At 27.3% G+C, this 2119-nt stretch carries 2 protein-coding genes; one reads left to right on the top strand and one right to left on the bottom strand.

The window, feature by feature from the left end; all coding sequences use genetic code 11:
* Positions 1-140 precede the first annotated feature (140 nt).
* Positions 141-1253, top strand: a complete 1113-nt coding sequence (locus ACI3VO_RS16565) for a tyrosine-type recombinase/integrase (RefSeq protein WP_439758971.1) — start codon at positions 141-143, stop codon at positions 1251-1253.
* A 279-nt stretch (positions 1254-1532) separates the two neighbouring features.
* Here ACI3VO_RS16565 and ACI3VO_RS16560 read toward each other — a convergent pair.
* On the bottom strand, positions 1533-2119 hold a 587-nt coding region (locus tag ACI3VO_RS16560; protein WP_439758970.1), incomplete at its 5' end, for an ABC transporter permease.

Genomic DNA, 2119 nt, shown 5'->3' with positions numbered 1-2119 from the left:
AAACAGCTTAATTTAAATGTTTTAATAGATTTTAAAACTGCTTATGTCAGTAAACTGTCAGTGTTTTTATCTATTTTTTTAGGAGTTTTTATGATAAAATATTTATTATATTATAGAAAATAGTTTGGGAGGGATGAGAAATGAGCAATGCATTTATAAGAAAAAGAAGTAAAAACTACATAGTTTATTTAGAATATACTGACGAGACAACTGGCAAAAAGAAACAAAAAAACATGGGTTCTTACCCTCTAAAAAGAGATGCCTCAAAGAGACTTAACGAATTAAAAGAAGAAATCTACAACGAAGAATTGCTGCTGCCTAATAAAATTACAGTAGAAAGTTACATACTAGATTTTTTAGAAAAATACAAGATAAATCTATCCATAACGACTTATAACTGCTATTTAAGAATATGCAAAAAATATATAATTCCTATATTAGGAGATATAAAATTAATCGATTTAAGACCGATACATCTGCAAAATTACGTAGACGACTTACTCGGGATTTTAAGCCCTCAGACTATAAAGATACATATAAACATTCTAAATTTAGCCTTAAAGAGAGCTTATAAATTAAAATTAATAAAGGAAAACTTTGTAGACTGTGTAGAAATCCCTAAAAATAAAAAATACAACAACAAGATATACGACCAAAAGGATATGCTTAAATTACTAAAAACATGTAAAAATACCGACTTAGAGCTACCTATAAACTTAGCAGCTGGATTAGGCCTTCGTATATCTGAAATTTTAGGCCTTACCTGGGATAATATAAACTTCGAAGATAACACTGTAACGGTAGAAAAAATAACTGTGAGAAATGAAGGAAAGGTAATATTAAAGGATCCAAAAACAGAGACATCTATAAGAATTATATCTGCTCCAAAGGAAGTTATGAATTTACTTAGAGAATACAAGAGAAAATACCTTCAAGATAAGCTTCAAAGAAAAATAAAGAACACTACCCTTTTGTTTTCGGACAAAAATGGAAACCCTATTGCCGAAGATGTGCTCAGTAAAAAGTTCAGCAGATTTTTAAGAGAAAATAATTTACCTCATATTAGATTTCACGACTTAAGACACTCTCATGTAACTTTACTGATAAATGCAAAAGTTCCTATAAAAGTAATTTCTGAGAGAGTCGGTCACTCTAATGTAAATACGACTTTAAATATTTACTCTCACACTCTTAAGGAAATGGATCAAGAAGCTTCAGAAAAAATTTCTGAGAGTCTTTTTAACTTAGGTTAAAATAATTTTATTATGTAAACTTAGCTAAAAATAAGTAAAAAATCTAACTTTTTTAAATCGATTTTAAGCTATGTATAAATTATTTTGAATATAAATAGTTGATTGATACATTTTAAATCCTTAAAATCGATTTAAATGATTATTTATAAATTTCAACTGATAAAAAGTTTATTTAGTTTACATAATAATATTAAAGTAACTTTATTTCGAGATATAATTAAAAATGGGATGACGCAAAATAAATTTTTAGTATATTTTACATCATCCCTATATTATTTCTTAGATACTTTCTTGTCTTATATTATCCATAATATTTTCTCTGTTTATTTTCTTCATCGGAATATAAGAAGCTATAAAAGTTATAATGAATATTCCAACTACTGATATAAGTATAGCCTTATATGGGATCATAACGTCAAATGAAATCATATTTCCTACAATCCTACACATCAATACATTCAGAGCTACTCCAATTGGAACTCCATATAGAAGCGACAATATACCGTATAAAAAGCTCTCCAAATAAATTATCTTATTAAATCCACCAGGTGTAACACCTATAGACTTTATAACTGCAAATTCTCTTTTTCTAAGATTTATATTTGTGCTGATTGTATTTACTATATTAGTTACGCTGACTAGAGATATAACTACTACAAATCCATACACGAAAATTTTCATGACATCCATAGTCTGTTGATTTTGTTTAGCTCCTTCTACTTTATCGTATACATTGAAATTTGAGTCCTCTGCTAATTTCTTTATTTCTTTTCTGACTTGTTCGCTTTTATCAGTTGAAATATTTAAAGTATTGTAAAGATTTTCGTCCTTTGGTAAATCTAATTTTTGAATCAATTCATCATATG

Origin of the sequence: Intestinibacter sp. (genome assembly GCF_051866655.1) — a bacterium.
Taxonomy (GTDB): domain Bacteria; phylum Bacillota; class Clostridia; order Peptostreptococcales; family Peptostreptococcaceae; genus Intestinibacter.
This window is presented reverse-complemented; position numbering and strand designations above follow the sequence as displayed.

What these genes read in the sequence shown, in the direction of transcription:
- ACI3VO_RS16565 (WP_439758971.1), top strand. Translation starts at nt 141, where the DNA reads ATGAGCAATGCATTTATAAGAAAAAGAAGTAAAAACTACATAGTTTAT.